Genomic DNA, 18,699 nt, shown 5'->3' with positions numbered 1-18,699 from the left:
TAGTTTATTATGGCAAAAAAAGCAAATCTTAATAGATTAGAAAAACTTTACAAAGAAAAAATAGTCCCAGAATTGTTTAAAGAAAAACAATATAAATCAGTAATGCAAGTTCCAAAAATAGTAAAAATCGTTGTTAACCAAGGAGTAGGAGATGCAGTTTCAGATTCTAAAAAATTAGATGATGCAGTTGCAGAACTAACTTTGATTACAGGACAAAAACCCTTAATAACTAAAGCTAAAAAATCATTGGCTGTATTCAAATTACGTGAAGGTATGTCAATTGGAGCAAAAGTTACTTTAAGAGGTCAAAAAATGTATGAATTTTTAGATAGATTGATTTCTGTTGCACTACCACGTGTTCGTGACTTTAGAGGTGTACCAAAAAACAGTTTTGATAAACAAGGTAATTATTCATTAGGTATTAAAGAACAAATTATATTCCCAGAAATTGACTATGATAAAGTTAAAAAAATTCGTGGGATGAATATAACAATCGTTACAACAGCAACAAATAGAGACGATGCATTCTCATTAATCCAAAAAATTGGAATGCCTTTCGTTAAGTAGGGAGAACAAGAATAATGGCAAAAAAATCATTAAAAGTAAAACAAGCTAAAGTTCAGAAGTTTAAAGTAAGAGAATATACTCGTTGTGGAAACTGTGGAAGACCACATGCTGTTTTGAGAAAATTTAACCTATGTCGTGTGTGCTTTAGAGATTTAGCATACAAAGGACAAATACCTGGTATTAAAAAGGCTTCATGATAGTGAAAGGAATTAGAGAAATATGACAACAGATGTAATTGCAGATATGCTTACTAGAATTAGAAATGCTAACCAAAGATACCACAAAGAAGTGGTTATTCCTGGAAGTAAAATCAAACTAGAAATAGCAAATATCTTAAAAAGAGAAGGATTCATTGAAGACTTCAAAGTTTCAGAAGACTTTAAAAAAGAAATCACAATAAGTTTAAAATACAAAGGTAAATTTAGAGTTATTAAAGGGTTAAAAAGAATTTCAAAACCAGGATTAAGAGTTTATTTAAATGCTAACAAAATCCCAAATGTACTTAACGGCTTAGGAATTGCTATTGTATCTACTTCAAATGGAATCATGACAGATAAAGAAGCTCGCCAGAATAATTCTGGAGGAGAGGTTCTTGCATTTGTTTGATAGGAAAGGAATAGAAATATGTCACGTATAGGAAACAGAATATTAACTATCCCTGCTGGAGTAGAAGTTAAAAACGAAAACAATGTTGTAACTATAAAAGGATCAAAAGGAGAATTAACTCAAAAGTTTTCTCCACTAATTGAAATTGTTGTTGAAGGAAACGAATTAAAAACAATTCGTAAAAATGAACTTAAACACACAAAACAATTACACGGAACAACAAACTCATTGTTAGAAGGAATGTTAACAGGAGTTCACGAAGGATTTGTAAAACAATTAGAAATCGTTGGGGTTGGATATCGTGCTGCATTAGCAGGAAACAAAATCAACTTATCATTGGGATATTCACACCCTGTAGAATATAGTATTCCAGAAGGAATAAGTGTAGAAATTCCAAAACCTACTGAAATTAAAATTACAGGAATATGTAAACAATTAGTAGGACAAGTAGCTGCGCACATTAGAGGATATAGAAGACCTGAACCATATAAAGGTAAAGGAATTAAATACAAAGGTGAAAAAATCATTAGAAAAGAAGGTAAAGCAGCTGGTAAATAGGCTGTTGCTAGGGAGAAATAAATATGAAGTACACTAAAGCAGAAGCAAGAAAAAGAAGACACTATAGGGTAAGAAATAAAGTATCTGGAACTAGTGAAAGACCAAGACTTAATGTATTTAAATCTAACTCATACTTTTATGCGCAAATAATTGACGATACTAAAGGAGTTACCTTAGTAGAATCATCATCAATTAAATTAAATAAACCTAATAATATTGAAACTGCAATAGCAGTTGGTAAAGATATAGCTGAAAAAGCTAAAGCTAAAAAAATCAGTAATGTAGTATTTGATCGTGGAGGGTATTTATTCCATGGTAAAGTAAAAGCGTTTGCACAAGCTGCAAAAGATAACGGAATGAAATTCTAATTAAAGGAGAACTAAGTAAATGGCAGAAGATAAAAAAGTAAGTACTGATCAAGCAGTTGCTGAAAAATTAGTACAAGAAAACAAACCATCTAACCCTGAGGAAGTAAAAAACAATAACACTCCAAGAACACAAAATGGTGCACCAAATGCAAAACGTGAATTTAACAAAGACCGTCCTCGTCGCGATAACGGAGGAAGATTTGGAAGAAATAAAGAAGACAATCCTTTTGAAGAACAAGTTGTAACAATTAATCGTGTTACAAAAGTTACAAAAGGGGGAAGAAGATTTAGATTCGCAGCAATTGTTGTTATTGGGGATAAAAAAGGAAGAGTTGGACTAGGAACAGGAAAAGCAAACGAAGTTCCTGATGCAATTAAAAAAGCAATCAAAGAAGCTAGAAAATCACTAGTAAGAGTTCCAATTACAGGTACAACTGTTCCTCATGATGTTATTGGTCACTTTGGAGCAGGTAGAGTTCTAATTAAACCAGCTAAAAAAGGTACTGGTGTTATTGCTGGGGGACCAGCACGTGCAGTTATTGAATTAGCAGGAATTTCAGACGTTTATACAAAATCATTAGGATCAAATACACCAATTAATATGATTAGAGCTACATTAGAAGGTTTAAAAGAAATGCAAACTGCAGAACAAATCGCAAGATTAAGAGGGACAGTGTTATCAACAGAAAAGAAAGTTGAAGCTAAAAAAGCTTAATAGGAGGAATTAGTTTATGAAATTACATGAATTACAAAGTACACCAGGTAGCAAAAAAAGCTCAACTCGTGTTGGTCGTGGTATGGCTTCAGGAAAAGGTAAAACTTCCACTAGAGGTCATAAAGGACAAAACTCTCGTTCTGGAGGTGGGGTAAGACCTGGATTTGAAGGAGGACAAACTCCTTTATTTAGAAGATTACCAAAAATTGGATTTACAAGTTTAAATAGAAAAGAATTTGTAATCTTAAATTTAGATACTATTGAACAATTAGGATTAAGTGAAGTTAATCATAAAACTTTAATAGAAAAAAAATTCATAAAATCTGAAAAAACTTTAGTAAAAGTGCTTGGAAATGGTAAAATTACAAAAGCAGTAAAAATTAAAGTTAATAAAGTATCAAAAAATGCCCAAACAGCAATTGAAGCTGTTGGGGGATCAATAGAGGTGATTTAGTTTGGCAACAAAAATGTCAAGAGCAAGTAAAAAAGCTCAAAAAGCTGTTAAAAAAACTAAATATAAAAACGAATTCGCTAAAGGGAATTTCTTTGTTAGAAACAAAGATCTTGTAAAACGAATCGTTTTTACTTTAATAGTACTTATCTTAATTAGATTAGGTTCACTATTAACAGTTCCTGGAATTCAAATTAATTCAGGTTTTAGTGATGCAGTTAGTGGTCAAGAATTTTTCCAATTATTGTCTACTCTTGGAGGGGGTTCAATTGGTCAATTTTCTATTCTAGCTTTAGGAGTATCTCCTTATATTACAGCTTCAATTATTGTTCAACTACTTTCAACAGATGTTATTCCTGTTTTAACAAGATGAAATAAATCAGGAGAAAGAGGAAGAAGAAAACTTGATAGATTAACAAAAGTTTTAACAATTCCTTTTGCAGTTATGCAATCTGTTGCAACAATCTTTACTTTAACTTCTCAAAACACTCAATTGATCACAGCAAAATGATCAACTGGTGCAGATGGACAAGGTCCAGCATGATTCTATTACATTTTAGTTCCACTAGTTATGTTAGCGGGAACTTTCTTAATGTTATGAATTGCTGACCAAATAACAATTAGAGGTATTGGTAATGGTGTTTCTATAATAATTTTTACAGGTATTGTATCTAACATGCCAAATAACTTTATAAAAACTTTTAGTTTCTGAATTAAAACTGGAGATGATCCTTCAATACTATTTGATGGGATTTTAAAATTCGCAATTTATGTATCGGCCTATGTTTTTGTTATCTTTATTGTTGTTTTAATGAATGAAGCCGAAAGAAAAGTACCTATCCAGCAAACCGGTTCGGGTCTCGTCGATACCAAAGACCACACCCCATATTTACCATTAAAACTAAATAATGCTGGAGTTATACCTGTTATTTTTGCATCAGCTATTATTTCAACTCCAATTACAATTGCACAAATTGTAGGTCAAGATAGTGGATTTTATAAATTCACACAAGACTATCTATCATTTGGAACTTGATGAGGAATTGGAATATATGGAGTAATGACTTTATTATTTACATTCTTGTATGCACAAGTACAAATAAATCCTGAAAAAATTGCAGAAAACTTTAAAAAATCTGGAACATTTATTCCTGGAATTAAACCAGGAAAAGATACAGAGAAATTCTTAGCTGCAACAATTAATCGATTAAGTGTAATTGGAGCAACTTTCCTTGCAGGAATTGCTGTTTTACCTTATATTATTAGTAAATTAACCTCTCTACCAAGTTCATTGGCTATTGGGGGGACAGGATTAATTATTATTATTTCTGTTGCAATTCAAACTACTCAACAATTAAAAGGTAGATTAATTCAACAATCATTTATTGATAAAAAATCTGAAAAGTTTGCAGATGAAAATTTAAACACACACATTTGATAAGAAAGGTAAAACTATATTTATGAATATTTTATTAATCGGTGCGCCTGGAAGCGGGAAAGGTACTGAATCTGAACTTTTATGTGAACAAAATGGTTTTACTCAACTATCAACAGGAGATCTGTTTAGATCAAATATAGCTAATAAAACCCAATTAGGTTTAGAAGCAAAAAATTTCATGGAACAAGGTTTATATGTTCCAGACAATATTACTAATGGTATGGTTAAAGAATATTTAAAAACAAAAAACTCTAATTTAATTTTTGATGGATATCCTAGAACTTTAGATCAAGCAATTGAACTAGATAAAATGCTATTAGAAGTAAACAAAAAAATTGATCATGTTATTTATATTGATGTAAATGACAGTATTTTATTAAATAGACTAACTGGAAGATTGGTTTGTGAAATTTGTAAAAGAAGTTATCATATTGTGAATCGTAAACCATTAAATGATGGAGTTTGTGACTTTGATTATGGTAAATTAATAACAAGACCAGATGATCAAGAAGACAAAATTAAAGTTAGACTACAAGTTTATAATGATCAAACCAAGCCTTTAATAGATTTTTATTTACAACAAAATAAATTAATTAAAGTTGATGGTAATAATAAAACACCTAAAGAGTTTCATACTGCAATTTTAAAAGAATTAGGTTTGTAATGGCAATAACTATTAAAAATAGTGAACAAGCTAATAAAATGAGAATTGCAGGGCAAGTATTAGGAGAAGCTCTATATAAATTAAAAAAAATGATTAATCCTGGAGTTAATTGTTTAGAATTAGATAAATTTTTTATTGAGTTTATCGAAAGTAAAGGATGTCAAAGCAACTTTAAAGGTTATTATGATTATCCTGCTCATATATGTATATCAATTAATGAGCAACTTATTCATGGAATTCCAAATGATCGTATTTTAGTGGATGGAGACATTGTGTCAATTGATGCAGGGTGTATCTACGAAGGCTATCATGCAGATTCTGCCTTTACAAAAATTTGTGGAGAATCAAGTAACAAAGTAAATAACAAATTAGTTGAAGTGACTGAAAAGTCACTTTACTTGGCGATTGAACAGGTAAGAGCCGGTGTGCGCATCGGAACCATTTCTTCTACTGTTCAAAATTATATTGAAGAATTTGGTTTTCAATTGCCAAAAGATTACTCAGGACACGGAATTGGATTAGAAATGCATGAAGACCCTTTTGTTCCTAATACAGGAATAAAAGATACAGGCATGCGTCTAATTGAAGGTATGGCAATTTGTATTGAACCAATGGTACAAATTGGAACAAACAATACCGTTGTTAGTAAAGATGGTTGAACAGTATCATCAAAAGACAATAGTATGGCAGCTCATTTTGAGCACACTATTTTGGTTACAAATGGAGATCCAGAAATATTAACATTATATAAACCAAAGGAGGACAACTAAAATATGGCAAAAGAAGATTATTTAGAAGTTGACGGTATAGTGCTTGAAGTGTTGCCAAATGCTACATTTAAGGTGAAATTAGAAAATGAAATAGTTATTGATGCCCACGTGTCTGGTAAAATCCGTATGAATTACATTCGCATCTTACCAGGTGATAAAGTAACTGTGGCAATTTCACCTTATGACCCTACGCGTGGAAGAATTACATACCGTTTTAAAAACAGTAAATAAGTAATTATAACAAAATTAAATATACAAAAATCAGGAGGTTTAAAAGATGAAAGTAAGATCATCTGTCAAAAAAATATGCGACAAATGTCGTGTAATTAGACGTAAAGGCCGTGTAATGATTATTTGTGAACAACCAAAACATAAACAACGTCAAGGTTAATTTTAATAAAAGACAATTAACAATTTAAATTAATTTAGAAAGGAAAAGAGATATGGCTCGTATAAATGGGGTAGAAATACCTAATGAAAAAAGAGTAGTTATCGCTCTTACTTACATTTATGGTATTGGTTTAACAACATCACAAAAAATCTTAGAGGCATCTAAAGTTAGTGAAGACGTTAGAGTTAGAGATTTAACAGAAGAACAACAAAAATCAATTTCACAGCAAATTGCAAAATTTAAAACTGAAGGAGATTTAAGAAGAGAAACAGCATTAAACATTAAACGTTTAATGGAAATTGGAAGTTACAGAGGAATGAGACACAGAAAAGGACTACCAGTACGTGGACAATCAACAAAACAAAATGCACGTACTAGAAAAGGTCCTAGAAAAACTGTAGCTAACAAGAAAAAATAGTTAGGAGAGTTTAGAAAATAATGGCAAACCATAAACAAAATAATAACCGTAAAAAAGTTAAAAAAAATATTGCAAAAGGTATAGCTCACATTCATGCGACTTTCAATAACACAATTGTAACTGTTTCTGATGAAAAAGGTAATGTTTTATCTTGATCAAGCGCCGGAGCCCTAGGGTTCAAAGGTGGAAAAAAATCAACACCGTATGCTGCACAAATGATTGCAGAAGCTGCCGGTAAGGGAGCAATGGAAAATGGAGTTAAAACTATTCAAGTAGAAGTTAAAGGTCCAGGTCCAGGAAGAGATGCTGCTGTAAGAAGTTTACAAGGTATCGGATTAGAAATAACTTCAATTAATGACACAACACCAATACCTCATAATGGTGTGCGTCCTAGAAAACGCCCAAGAGGATAGATAAATGAAACAATTCGCTAGACCAGAATTTACTTTATTAAAAGAAGAAAATAACAAAAATTATGGGGAATTTAAAGTTGAACCTTTAGAGAGAGGATTTGGTATTACCTTAGGTAATGCAATTAGAAGAACTCTTTTAAGTTCAACACCAGGAGCAGCAGTTTATGCAATCAAAATTAAAGGAGCTGCTCACGAGTTTACATCAATTGAAGGTATTGTAGAAAATGTAAGTAGAATCATACTTAATTTAAAACAATTAGCTTTAAGAATCGATCCAAAAATGTTTGGATTAGATGAAGTTGTAGAAATTACAATTAAAACCTCAACGGTTGGAGCTGTAAAAGCAGGAGATTTTCCATTACCAACTGGAGTAGAAATTGTTAATAAAGACTTAGTTATTTGTAACATTGCAGATGGCGGAGAGTTAGACTTAACATTATTTGCTAAAAACTCAAGAGGTTATAGATCGTTTAAAGATAATAAAAAAGAAAAACTAACAGTAGATTCAATTACTATTGATTCAAATTATTCACCAATTATTTCAGTTGCTTATGATGTAGATGCAACAAAAATTGGTAAATCAGTAGATTTAGAAAAGTTAATCTTAAAAGTTAAAACTGATGGTACATTATCTGCTAGTGATGCTGTTGCTACTGCTTCAAAAATATTAGTAGAACATCTAAACTTCTTTGTAAATCTAAATGAAGAGATTAACGATTTAAATGTAATTGGTGTAACAAGCGAAGAAGATGAAAAAGAATTAGACAAATTAATTGAAGATTTAGACTTCACTCAAAGAAGTTTAAACTGTTTAAAAAGAGCAAATATAAATACTCTACGTGATTTAGTTTCACGTAGTGAGGATGATATTCAAGAAATTAGAAACTTGGGTAGAAAATCATTAAAAGAAATAAAAGATAAAGTTGTTCAATTAGGATTAACTTTTAAACAAGACTAGAAAGAGGTGTTAATGTATGTCATACATTCAAAAACAAGGAAAAAACACTGCTTGAAGAGTCGCTTTAATGAGAAACTTAACTACTGAACTAATTATTTCAGAAAAGTTAGAAATAACTGAAACTAGAGCTAAAGAGTTAAGAAAGCACTTTGATAGTATGATTACACTTGCAAAACGTGGCGACTTACACGCTAGAAGACAAGCTTCTGCATGACTAAGACACATCAATGCAAGCGAAAAAGAAACTGCTTTGCAAAAACTATTTACCACTCTTGCAAAAAGATTTAAATCAAGAAATGGTGGATATACAAGAATATTAAAATTAGATAATCGTCGTGGAGATAATGCTCCAATGTGTATTATTGAATTAGTTTAATATTTATAAAAAAAACCGGTCTAGAATCATAATCTAGACCGGTTTTTTATTTATTTAATTTTATACATAATATTTTTTGAAAATATTTATTCTTATTAATCTTTTTGGTTAAAAATTGAAATGGTTTAGAAACAATTAAACCAGTGAGATCGAAGAAATTACATTAATCATAGCAAAAACCGGTACTTCAAAGTTTGTTCAGTAATTAATTCAAATAAATATGGTTCAACAAACTAACCATTTAAAATTTGCATTAAATAATGATATAAGTAGGCATAAACCGCACTCGAACAAGATAACTTGTAATTTTATTACTTCTTGGTTTTAAAAAAATATAAAAACAAAAATCAATATTGCTAAAACTAATGATGTAGTTTAATTTTAAACATTATAGAAGAAACATATCCTATAGAAATAAAATATGATAATAAAGCTAAATGCACTAAGATTGTTAATCCTACTAATAAAAAACCTCTTGAGTATTTTAGGCGATAATTTAATTATCCCATCAATCATTTAAAATATAATCATAACAATTAAATTTGATATACTGAACTTTTGGCCAAAAGAAAAATTACTAGTATATTGTGCTATTAAAAAAATATGAATAGAATTACTAATAAATAGTTTTTATTAAAACTTTTAACTATTTTGTTTAAAATTGGTGACACAAAATTGAGCACCACCAAAGCTCAAATATATTACCAATCTCTCCTTGCTAAGATCATGTTTTATAATCAACATTATCACTTGTAACTTTTTGAATTTTGTTTAATAAATTAAAATTTAATATATTTGCAAAAAAAATTATTAATAACGTACTGTTATTATTTTTTTTGACTAACTTCAAATAACCTGTTATTAGTATAAAGATTAATGTGTGTATTATTAATAAAGGTCCTAATATTTTCATATGCAATAAAGGTGCAACTTCGTCGTTTTCGGATAGTGATGATATATTACAATAAGTTATGCCATTATTATTCTTAAAATTTCAATACTTAAATTTTTTATTTTAGTTTTTTCACTATTTATAATATTAGCAAATGATTTAATTATTTAATATAACTATTTAAAATTTCCTTTAATTTAAAGGTTTTTTTATATAAAATATAAATAATGAGTAAATTCATTTTTATTTTAAGTTTATGAAAGGACTAATTTAATATGTCAGAACAAAAATTACTTACAACAAAAGATTTGAACGATTTTAAATTATTACTAAACGAATATAATGATAAATTAGTTCGTTCTAGTCAAAAAGTTATTATTGCAAAATCAAAGTTCTCAAAAGGAGAAATTACTATTGATGTTGTAAAAAGGTATGAAGAAGAGTACAAAAACACTAAAGTAGAATTTAAAGAAAAAGTAAACAACCAAAAATTTATAGAAAATCTAAAATATGCTGCTAAGACCCTTTCTAATTTTAAGAAATCAGAAGATGAATATTGAAAAGCTTATGAAGATTATAAGTTAGCTCAGTTTTTATTTAAAGAATCAAAAATAGCTATGAAAGATAGAGGTCATGGTGGAGAACTTTCAAGATTAAGCGATGTTGCTCTAAAGTTAAACAATATTAAGTTTAAATATAATCCAAATCATCCATTTGCAGTTAATGGAGTAAGTGTTGAAGTTAAACATGGTGAGTATGTTGCAATAATTGGTCACAATGGTAGTGGTAAATCTACACTATCTAAAATTATAATCGGAGTTCTAAGACCAACTGTTGGTTCGATTGAAATTTATGGGAATAGGGTAACTTCTAGCAATATAAATATCGCTAGAAAGTTCTTGGGAATAGTATTTCAAAATCCAGATAATCAATTTATTGGTTCAACTGTTAGAGATGATATTGCTTTTGGTTTAGAAAATAGAAGAATAGCACCCTCAAAAATGGCTGACATTATTGAAAAAGCAGCTAAAAAGGTAAATATGCATGACTTTCTAGATCATGAACCATTAATGTTATCTGGTGGTCAAAAGCAACGTGTTGCAATTGCTTCTGCACTTGCTTTATCTCCTGATATTTTAATTTTTGATGAAGCAACAAGTATGCTAGATCCAAAAGGTAAAACAGAAGTAAAAAATATCATGGTTGAGTTAAAAAATACTAGAGAGAAAACTATTTTTTCAATAACTCATGATATGGACGAAATTTTAAATGCAGACAAAGTCTTAGTTATGAATAAAGGTGAATTAGTTAAATATGGTACACCAAAAGAAATTTTAGTTGATAAAAACTTCTTAAGATCAATTCACTTAGATATTCCTTTTGTTGCGCAAGTTGAAGAAGCGCTTAAAAATGTTGGTATTGATTTAGAACACAGCAATAGTTTAGAAGAGTTGGTGGAAAAGATATGTCAAAACTAAAAAATTTAAACGAAGAGCAAAAAGCACAATTAATAGTAGAAAAAAAAGTAGCTCTTGCAAAATATAGAGAACATTTAAAAGAACTTGCTTTGCATCAAAAAAAAGAAAATAAAAAAAGAAAAAAAAGACACCGCGAAATATCTAAATTAATTAAAAATGATAGAGCAAACCAAAAAAACTATAAAAAAGAGTTTTTAGAAGTTAAAAAAGAATCATTAAAAAATATTGATGAAAGAATAAAAAAAATTAATGAATGATATGATGGTGTTGATAAAACTAAATCAGTAGAAAAACATTACAATAAATTAATTAAAAAAGCAAAACAACCAACATTTGATTTTGACGGTGATATTGTTTTTGAAAACGTCTCATACACTTACTCAAAAGGCTCTCCTTTTGAATTTAGAGCACTAGATGGTACTGATATAACTATTAAGAAAGGTAAAATAACAGCTGTAATTGGTATGACTGGAAGTGGTAAATCAACACTAATTCAATTAACTAATGGCTTAATGATATCAGAAACTGGAAGAACTATTATTGGAAATTATTCATTGTATGCAGCTACAAAAAAAATTAAAGAAGTTAAAGACTTACGTAGAGAAATTGGTTTAGTATTTCAATTCCCTGAGTATCAATTATTTCAAGACACAATCGAAAAAGATATTTCGTTTGGACCAATTAACTTAGGGGCAGAAAAAGAAGCTACTCTTAAAAGAGTACCAGAACTTTTAAGAATGGTTGATTTACCTGAAGATTATGCAAAAAGAAGTCCCTTTGACTTATCTGGAGGACAAAAGCGTAGGGTAGCAATTGCCGGAATTGTAGCAATGGATGGGGACACATTAGTGTTAGATGAACCAACTGGTGGTTTAGATCCTCAAGGTGAAGAAGATTTTATGAAGTTGTTTTATAACTTAAATAGAGAAAAAAACAAAAGAATAATTATTGTAACTCATAATATGGATCACGTTCTACAAATTGCTGACGAAGTAATAGTTATGCATAAAGGTAGAGTTATTTCGGTAGGAAACCCATTTGAGATTTTTTCAAATTTTGAGTTATTGAGAACTATTGAAATAGAACCACCAAAATTATACAAACTAGCATATAAATTAAAAGAAAAAGGTATTGATATTACAAAACATAATTTTAGAACAGTTGAACAATTAGCAACAGCTATTAAAGCTGCAAAAGAAAGAAAGTAGGAAATATATTATGAGAATGGTTTTTGGTAGATATATGCCATATAACTCTGTGATTCACAAAATGGACCCAAGAGTTAAATTGTTAATGATTATTTTATTAATAGCGGCTGTGTTTTTTCCTATTGGATTTACTGGTTTTGTTCTTATTGGAACTGGAATTATTTTAATGTATTCTGTGAGTAAATTAAGCTTTAGAATGCTTTTCAAATTATTTACCCCAATTATGTTTATATTCTTCATGCTAATTTTATTAAATATTTTTATGTTAAAACCAACTCATCCTGATGAGTTTGAATGGGTAAAAGTTGCAGACCAAGGTGCAAGATATACTTCTACAAAAGAGTTTGGATATATATTTAATTTTAAATTCTTTTGATTTTCTGAAAAAGCTGCTTATCGTGCAATTTATATGACAATAAGAATATTTTTAATGATAACTTTAACAACAATATTAACAGGAACAACACAACCTTTAGAATTGACATTAGCAATTGAAGATTTATTATGACCTTTAAAATTAATAGGTATTCCTGTTTATATATTTTCAACAATTATATCAATTGCACTAAGAATGATACCAACTTTAATTGATGAAGCAGGAAGAATTATGAAGGCTCAGTCTTCAAGGGGTATTGACTTTAAAAACGGAAATATTGCTGATAAGGTTAAAGGAACAACTTCACTAATTATTCCGTTATTAGTTTCATCATTTCAAAAAGCAGAAGATTTAGCTTATGCAATGGACTCAAGAGGTTATGATCCTCATGCAAGAAGAACTAGATATAGACAAGTAAAATTTAGAATTTTTGATTGATTTATTTTCTTGATCTATTTAACAATTGCTATTACTTTATTTTGCTACCCATATATTGATCAATTAAGCCAAATTAAAATCCCAAGAGTTGATGACATTTTAAGTTTATAATGTATTATTATTTATTTACAATTGAGTATGATGGAACAGATTTTTGTGGTTGAGCAAAACAAAAAAATCAATCTACAATACAAGGTGAGATAGAAACAGCTATTAGTGTTGTTGCTAGAAATTCAGTATTTAGAGTGGTTGGAGCTTCAAAAACAGACTCTGGTGTTCACGCAAAAGACCAAAAAGCCTGAATTGAGCTTAATTTTAAGCCAAACATATCAGGTTTTTTAAATGCTTTAAATAAAGCTCTACCTCTTGGGATAAAAATAAAAGAAGCAATTCAAATAGAAAAAAATTTTAGAGTTAGAAATTGTGTTAAAAAAGTTTATCATTATCAAATTAGCTTAAAACCTAAAAACGTATTTTTAAATCGTTATTGATTTTTTTCAAACCTAAATTATGATTTAAAAAAATTAGATCAAGCTTTAAACTTATTTATAGGGGAACATAATTTTAAAAACTTCTCAGGTTTAAAAGGAAAAGAACTAGAACTTATAAATACAATAAGAAAAATAGATTCAATATCTGTAAAACAAGAAAATGACGATATTATTATAATTTTTAAAGCTAAAGGTTTTATAAGGTATCAAATTAGATCTATAGTTGGTGCTTGTCTAGCTTATGCTTGTGGTAAAACAACTTTAGAAATTATAAAAAACGTTTTAGATTTAAAGTTAGAAAAACTACCCTATATGGCAAATCCTGAAGGACTTATTTTATATAAAATAAATTATGAGTTTGACAACTAATCAGTAATAAATTACTATATTTAAAGTGGTTAAAGAACTATTAAATAACGTCATATTTAAAAGTAATTAAATATTAAAATTTTGTTTATTTGAATAAACTTTCAGTGATAAGGATAAACTTTAAGTTAATAATTAATTACCTTAACCACAAAAAAATAAAAGTGCTACGCACTTTTATTTTTTTATAATATTTTTTCTATAATATCTGCATTAACGTTTTCAATAAGCTCTTTTGCAATATCTTGTAATGTATAATTTTTATCTAAAAAATCTTGTATTTTCAAACCATCTTCATCTTCTTTGTTATTGTAAGATAATGCATTTCTTAAAGATTGTTTTATAAATTTTACTTCAAGATTATTGTCAATTCCCAATAATAAAGGTTTTATTATTCTTTCATCTAGTTGTATTTTTTTTATAGTATTTCTAGCAACTCTTACAAATTCATCTTTAATAAAAGGGTTTTTAAATCTTTTTTTTACAGCTTCAACAAAACTTTCTAATTCTTTTTTATCATAGTTAAAAACAACTTCAATGACATTAGAAATCTCTTTTAAATAATTATTCAAAAAATCATTTAGTTCATTTTTATCTTTAGAATTTAATACATTAACTATTATTGGATTGTTAAATTTAGAAAGTTGCCATTCTTTTCAAGCGAGAGAAGCGTGTGTTCCGTTCAACATTCAAACCTTTTTACAAATATCGGCATCTATATTATTTGTAAAAGTCATACCTTTAATTTTACTGATATTTTCAGGTCAGTTTTTATTATCGACTACTCAAGAAAAGTAAGGTTCTACTTTAACGTCTAAAGATAAGACTTTCTCATTTGGCACTATTCTATCAACCATAACATCTATAAATTTTATTAAATCATTATCATATTTATATTCTTGCTTAATAATTTGAGCAAAATAACTAGAGACTTTTTCTCCATTTTCACAACACATTATTATTAAAGTTTGATTTATGGCTTCTTTTGCTTTAATTATGCTAATTACACTATCTTTAATATATTTTAAGTTAGTCGATGAAATTGATGTTGTTATGATACTTACTATTTTTTTATCAATCAAATCAATTTCACTTGAGCTTAAAGCTTTAAAATTTTTATATACTTTTGTTTTACTTTCTTCATTTAACTCAATTACTTTATATTGTGCATTCTTTTTTAAGCTATCAATCAGCTGTTTATTACTATCTACAAAGTAAAAATCTTTTATTTGGTTACTATCAATTAGGATCGGAGCTATAAATCCTCTTCCGATATTTCCTGCTCCAAAGTGCACTACATTCATTAGAAATTAAACTCCTCTAATATTCTTTCTTCTGATGGGTTTTGTATCAATTCTTCTACAAAGTCAAGTTCCATCATTTTTTCTGCTATATTTGATAAAATGTCAATATGATTATTACTTTTTGCAGCGATTCCTATAAAAAAGTTAACAGGATTAGAATCATAGTCAATAGGTTCTTTATAATGTATAACTACAATTCCGTCTTTAATAACGCCCTTTTCATCGAGTCCATGCGGAATTGCTAAATAGTTACCTATGTATACAGAAAACTTCTTTTCTCTTTCTATCATTGAGCTTATATAATCATCTTCTATATAGCCTTGACTTTTAAGTAACTGGCCACATTGTAATATAGCTTCATGTTTATCTTTTGCTTTTTGATTAATTAATATATTTTCTTTTTTTAAAATTTGATTTTGCATTTTTCCTCCTATTAAATTTTTATAAATCGTTTCTGTTATAACTTTATGAATCTCATTTTTACTTTTTAAAATTAATATTAAAGGCATTAAAATATAGTTCTCAATTTTAAATTCACTTAAATCAACTGCAGAAATAATAATGTCATACCTTTTTAAAACTTGTTTGTTAATATTTGAAAAAGCTGCATTTTCAATTTTTGCGTTACGATACATAGATGCTAAATGATTTTTTATCATAGCACTTTGACCCATACCGCCAATACAAATTGTTAAAATATTAATATCAAGTTCATAAATATAAGTATCGAATCATACTAATATATGAATAAAAATTTCATACTGAATCAGTTTCAATACTTTACTATTGTTAAAAAACTTAGCAACACAATCTTTTATTACTTTTCATAAATCATTATAAGAATTAATATATTGACTTAAATTTCTATTATATTCAGCTAGTATTATTTCATCAATATTAGTAGAATCAAGATTAGATTTTATGTGATCTTTTATTCGTTTTTGAATGTCTTGATTTAAATACATATTACTTTTAAATAACTTCTTTATTTGTTTATTTAAATGTTCAATAAACAAATCAATATCCTCACTAAAATTATTACTTGAATAATTACTAATTGTAAATAGTTTTAATTCTTCAGTGCAATAAATTTTTTTGACTAATTCATAAAAATCTTTTTGATTATCTAGTGAAACAATAGCGATCATAAGCTCTTTATTATTCGGATGATTTAACCATAAAGTTATTTTTATTGATAAAACTATTATTTCGTAATTTGAGATATTATATTGATTTGAAGTATGTTCTAAAATTCAAATAAATATTTTATTATAAATACTAATGTTATACTTTTTATCTAAAAATTTATAAATATAACTTGAGAACAGTTTTTCGATGCTATTTAACTTTAAAATAGAATAAACTTTTTTTAAAGATAAATGTTGAATTATTATATCTATTAAAATTTTAATTTCTTTATCTTTTTGTATACTAGAAATTTTAATTCCTCTGCTATTAATTGATAAATTAGTTTCATTAAGTAAAAATATATTTTTTAATTCATTTATATCATTTTCCAATACTTTTATTGAAACATCTAAATCATCAATAAGTTGGGTTTTTGATATATGTATATCTCTTAATAAAATCATAAATATATAAATTAATCGCTCTTCTTTTAATAAAAATGAGTCATCTAAATGTAAATATTCTAATAAATTAATATCAGATCCAATAAAATGTATTGCATTATCACTTTCAATTATTTTAAACTGGCCTTTTTTTGATAAAAAGAGATTTATATCTTCAAAATCTCTTTCTCATGTTTTTTTGCTTATATCATAAGCTTTTGTGATTACATCAATATTAAGTTTTTTATAACTTAATAGTGTATATAAAATTCTAAGTTGTCTTTCTTTCTTCATTAATGTTCTCTAACTTTTCTTTAAATTCTAAAACTATTTTATCATAGAAATTTTTATCTAAAAAGTTAGATATGCTTCTATGAATTGCGTTAGGTACTTTTTGAACTGCATACTCTGTTAATTTGTCTTGTGTTATTACAAATTTAGCGTCACTTGGCAATTCTTTTACAGGATAGTTAACAACTTTGATTTTTATGTCTGCTTCTTTTAGTTTTTTTCTAAGCACAGATGCACCCATCGCGCTTGAACCCATACCTGCCTCACAAGCAAATATTATAGTATCTATTTTGTTAAAGTCTAAATCTTTTAAAAGTTTTTTATTTAAATGTTTAATTTCTTTTCCTTTAATTTCTTCTAATTTTTTAGTAGCTTCTTCTAAAGTAGCTGCATTTTTTTTATATTTTTTTCTCATTATAATATGAATAAGCGATCCTGTTAATAGTGCTGCTCCACAACTTGCGAATATGCCTAAATAGACACCAGCATAATTTAATGCACTAGATTGAATAAATATTGAGATTGCTATAATTGATCCTGGTGATGCTGGAGCAATTAACCCTGCATCAAATATTTGAAATACAGCATCTCCAACTAACCCTCCAACAATTAAAGCGATTATCATTTCTATTTTCATTAATATAAATGGAAAGTATACCTCATGAATACCTCCAAAGAAATGAATTATTGATGCACCAGCTGCATTTTCTCTTTGTTTTTTATCAAAAATCATAATAGCGATCAATGCACCAAGCCCAGGTCCAGGATTAGATTCTAGTAAATATAAGATTGATTTTCCTTTTTCTGCAACAAAACTTGGTGATAATGCTGAAAAAACTCCGTGGTTAATGGCATTATTTAAGAAAAATATTTTTGCTGGTTCTACTATAAGTGCTGTTAAAAATATTATTTTATTATTTATTAAGAACTTTACAGCTTCTGCTAGTGCTCAAGTGATTGAATTAAACACATATGGCATTCCATAAAATGCCCCAATTCCTAGTCCAAAAGCCAAAAAACCCATAACAAAGTTATTTATAAGCATTTCAAATCCTTGTTTAACTCTTCCCTCCAACAACTTATCTATTAATTTTAATATTCCAGCAGCCATAGGTCCAACTATCATAGCTGATAAAAACTGAGGTGAGGGACTTGAACCTTCAATAAATCCTGGATTGTATTGATTTCCAACTATTACAGCAAATACTACAAATGTTGCAATAAACCCACCTCTAGTTTTATGAACTAACTTACCTGCATTAAAACCGATCAAAACTGGTATTAAATAAGTAATAACATTACCAACGATATAATCATTAATCGCTGCAACTGGAGTTCAACCATCTGGTATAAAAAATGCTGTTAATAGTCCTCAAGCAATCATAATACCAATTATAGGCATCATCATTGAACTTAATCAACCACCAAATTTTTGTACTCTTCTAAGAGAGGTTCTTTTGTTGAAGTTATTTTTAAATCATAATTCAAACTTATTTTTACTCTCTTTTTTATTTAATTCTTTAATTACTTCTTCCATAATTACAACTCCTTTCTATAATTTAAACTATATTTTATTTAATAAAAAAAGATA

Annotated in this window: 23 protein-coding genes; 20 read left to right on the top strand and 3 right to left on the bottom strand. The window is 28.0% G+C overall.

Translation table 4 applies throughout. The annotated features are described in order from the left end of the window. The first annotated feature begins 9 nt into the window (after positions 1-9). From rplE to truA, 20 genes are all read left to right on the top strand, one after another. Positions 10-567 carry a 50S ribosomal protein L5 gene (rplE, locus tag SGLAD_RS04775; RefSeq protein ID WP_134298185.1) on the top strand — a complete coding sequence of 186 codons (558 nt, stop codon included), beginning with the start codon at positions 10-12 and terminating at the stop codon, positions 565-567. 14 nt (positions 568-581) lie between these two features. Next, positions 582-767: a type Z 30S ribosomal protein S14 gene (locus SGLAD_RS04770; protein ID WP_134298182.1), complete on the top strand. Its 186-nt coding sequence runs from the start codon at positions 582-584 to the stop codon at positions 765-767. 19 nt (positions 768-786) lie between these two features. Continuing rightward, complete coding sequence (gene rpsH, locus SGLAD_RS04765) at positions 787-1,176, top strand: 30S ribosomal protein S8 (protein WP_134298179.1); 390 nt, start codon at positions 787-789, stop codon at positions 1,174-1,176. 15 nt (positions 1,177-1,191) lie between these two features. Next, a complete protein-coding gene (rplF, locus tag SGLAD_RS04760; RefSeq protein WP_134298177.1) occupies positions 1,192-1,731 on the top strand; it encodes a 50S ribosomal protein L6 in 540 nt (179 codons plus the stop codon). Between the two features lie 23 nt (positions 1,732-1,754). Continuing rightward, positions 1,755-2,099, top strand: coding sequence for a 50S ribosomal protein L18 (rplR, locus tag SGLAD_RS04755; protein WP_134298174.1), 345 nt, complete (start codon positions 1,755-1,757; stop codon positions 2,097-2,099). 19 nt (positions 2,100-2,118) lie between these two features. Beyond that, the gene (gene rpsE / locus SGLAD_RS04750; RefSeq protein WP_425057105.1) at positions 2,119-2,814 is read left to right on the top strand and encodes a 30S ribosomal protein S5; all 696 of its coding nucleotides are present in this window, start codon (positions 2,119-2,121) and stop codon (positions 2,812-2,814) included. Positions 2,815-2,830: 16 nt separating this feature from the next. After that, on the top strand, positions 2,831-3,268 hold the full coding sequence (gene rplO / locus SGLAD_RS04745) for a 50S ribosomal protein L15 (protein WP_134298171.1): 438 nt from the start codon (positions 2,831-2,833) through the stop codon (positions 3,266-3,268). 13 nt (positions 3,269-3,281) lie between these two features. Continuing rightward, a complete protein-coding gene (gene secY / locus SGLAD_RS04740; protein ID WP_134298428.1) occupies positions 3,282-4,706 on the top strand; it encodes a preprotein translocase subunit SecY in 1,425 nt (474 codons plus the stop codon). A 19-nt stretch (positions 4,707-4,725) separates the two neighbouring features. Next, positions 4,726-5,367 carry an adenylate kinase gene (locus tag SGLAD_RS04735; protein WP_134298168.1) on the top strand — a complete coding sequence of 214 codons (642 nt, stop codon included), beginning with the start codon at positions 4,726-4,728 and terminating at the stop codon, positions 5,365-5,367. Then, positions 5,367-6,137: a type I methionyl aminopeptidase gene (gene map, locus SGLAD_RS04730; protein ID WP_134298166.1), complete on the top strand. Its 771-nt coding sequence runs from the start codon at positions 5,367-5,369 to the stop codon at positions 6,135-6,137. Before SGLAD_RS04735 ends, map begins: the two co-directional genes overlap by 1 nt. A 3-nt stretch (positions 6,138-6,140) precedes the next feature. Further along, complete coding sequence (infA, locus tag SGLAD_RS04725) at positions 6,141-6,368, top strand: translation initiation factor IF-1 (RefSeq protein WP_134298164.1); 228 nt, start codon at positions 6,141-6,143, stop codon at positions 6,366-6,368. A 46-nt stretch (positions 6,369-6,414) separates the two neighbouring features. Next, the gene (gene rpmJ / locus SGLAD_RS04720) at positions 6,415-6,528 is read left to right on the top strand and encodes a 50S ribosomal protein L36 (protein WP_020834730.1); all 114 of its coding nucleotides are present in this window, start codon (positions 6,415-6,417) and stop codon (positions 6,526-6,528) included. 52 nt (positions 6,529-6,580) lie between these two features. Next, positions 6,581-6,946, top strand: a complete 366-nt coding sequence (gene rpsM / locus SGLAD_RS04715) for a 30S ribosomal protein S13 (RefSeq protein WP_134298161.1) — start codon at positions 6,581-6,583, stop codon at positions 6,944-6,946. Positions 6,947-6,966: 20 nt separating this feature from the next. Beyond that, positions 6,967-7,359, top strand: coding sequence for a 30S ribosomal protein S11 (rpsK, locus tag SGLAD_RS04710; RefSeq protein ID WP_134298158.1), 393 nt, complete (start codon positions 6,967-6,969; stop codon positions 7,357-7,359). Between the two features lie 4 nt (positions 7,360-7,363). Next, positions 7,364-8,317, top strand: coding sequence for a DNA-directed RNA polymerase subunit alpha (locus tag SGLAD_RS04705; protein WP_134298156.1), 954 nt, complete (start codon positions 7,364-7,366; stop codon positions 8,315-8,317). 16 nt (positions 8,318-8,333) lie between these two features. Beyond that, a complete protein-coding gene (gene rplQ / locus SGLAD_RS04700) occupies positions 8,334-8,693 on the top strand; it encodes a 50S ribosomal protein L17 (protein WP_134298153.1) in 360 nt (119 codons plus the stop codon). 1,167 nt (positions 8,694-9,860) lie between these two features. Then, positions 9,861-11,063 (top strand): energy-coupling factor transporter ATPase, encoded by a 1,203-nt coding sequence (locus tag SGLAD_RS04695; RefSeq protein WP_134298150.1) that lies wholly within the window; start codon positions 9,861-9,863, stop codon positions 11,061-11,063. A 305-nt stretch (positions 11,064-11,368) separates the two neighbouring features. Further along, on the top strand, positions 11,369-12,271 hold the full coding sequence (locus tag SGLAD_RS04690; RefSeq protein WP_425057122.1) for an energy-coupling factor transporter ATPase: 903 nt from the start codon (positions 11,369-11,371) through the stop codon (positions 12,269-12,271). Positions 12,272-12,281: 10 nt separating this feature from the next. Beyond that, positions 12,282-13,196, top strand: a complete 915-nt coding sequence (locus SGLAD_RS04685) for an energy-coupling factor transporter transmembrane component T family protein (protein ID WP_134298145.1) — start codon at positions 12,282-12,284, stop codon at positions 13,194-13,196. Further along, on the top strand, positions 13,196-13,945 hold the full coding sequence (gene truA / locus SGLAD_RS04680) for a tRNA pseudouridine(38-40) synthase TruA (protein ID WP_134298142.1): 750 nt from the start codon (positions 13,196-13,198) through the stop codon (positions 13,943-13,945). Before SGLAD_RS04685 ends, truA begins: the two co-directional genes overlap by 1 nt. A 182-nt stretch (positions 13,946-14,127) precedes the next feature. Here the strand turns inward: truA and SGLAD_RS04675 are convergent, their stop codons facing one another. Genes SGLAD_RS04675 through SGLAD_RS04665 form a run of 3 tightly spaced genes read right to left on the bottom strand, consistent with a single transcriptional unit; the run spans position 14,128 to position 18,645 of the window. Then, complete coding sequence (locus tag SGLAD_RS04675) at positions 14,128-15,246, bottom strand: mannitol dehydrogenase family protein (protein WP_134298139.1); 1,119 nt, start codon at positions 15,244-15,246, stop codon at positions 14,128-14,130. After that, positions 15,246-17,111, bottom strand: coding sequence for a PTS sugar transporter subunit IIA (locus SGLAD_RS04670; RefSeq protein WP_134298137.1), 1,866 nt, complete (start codon positions 17,109-17,111; stop codon positions 15,246-15,248). Before SGLAD_RS04670 ends, SGLAD_RS04675 begins: the two co-directional genes overlap by 1 nt. Beyond that, positions 17,089-18,645 carry a PTS transporter subunit EIIC gene (locus SGLAD_RS04665; protein WP_134298134.1) on the bottom strand — a complete coding sequence of 519 codons (1,557 nt, stop codon included), beginning with the start codon at positions 18,643-18,645 and terminating at the stop codon, positions 17,089-17,091. The genes SGLAD_RS04670 and SGLAD_RS04665 overlap by 23 nt, the downstream gene beginning before the upstream one ends. Positions 18,646-18,699 lie beyond the last annotated feature (54 nt).

Source organism: Spiroplasma gladiatoris, from assembly GCF_004379335.1.
GTDB lineage: Bacteria > Bacillota_I > Bacilli_A > Mycoplasmatales > Mycoplasmataceae > Spiroplasma_A > Spiroplasma_A gladiatoris.
This window is presented reverse-complemented; position numbering and strand designations above follow the sequence as displayed.